This is a genomic window from Rhizobium sp. SVR5-2C, assembly GCF_056755115.1.
In genome coordinates this window covers 1-367 of the sequence record NZ_JBNDHT010000350.1, presented here as the reverse complement: position 1 = coordinate 367, position 367 = coordinate 1, and the positions used below count along the sequence as shown (strand labels likewise).

Here is a 367-nt window from a genome sequence, read left to right as displayed (position 1 = left end):
GGCTACGTTAGTGGGGTCACTGACATGACCGGGTTCCTACGGGATCCCGTCTGTTTACCTGATAGCGTCACTATGGGTGAGATCAATGACGCAGTCTGCAAGTGGATTAACGACAACCCGAAGGAGCGAGACCGTAAAGGCGCGCAGGTGAACCTGATGGCGCTAAGGGATGCTTGGCCATGCCGTTCCTAAACATTTCGGGATGTCTGGATCCTGATAGCGATGGCCGCGGCCCTGGCGATCCTGCTTGCATGGCTGTTCGGCGTCGTCGGCTGAAACCTAACGTACAACGCCGAAGCGGAACATTAGCAGCATCTTGATCGTTTTAACGTTTGGGATCGCGTGGCGAGGCTTAATGTTTTGCCCC

Annotated in this window: 1 protein-coding gene; it reads left to right on the top strand. The window is 55.3% G+C overall.

Annotation, left to right across the window (positions count from 1 at the left end):
- On the top strand, positions 1-192 hold a 192-nt coding region (locus ACPYOI_RS36030), incomplete at its 5' end, for a Rap1a/Tai family immunity protein (protein ID WP_481424169.1).
- Positions 193-367 lie beyond the last annotated feature (175 nt).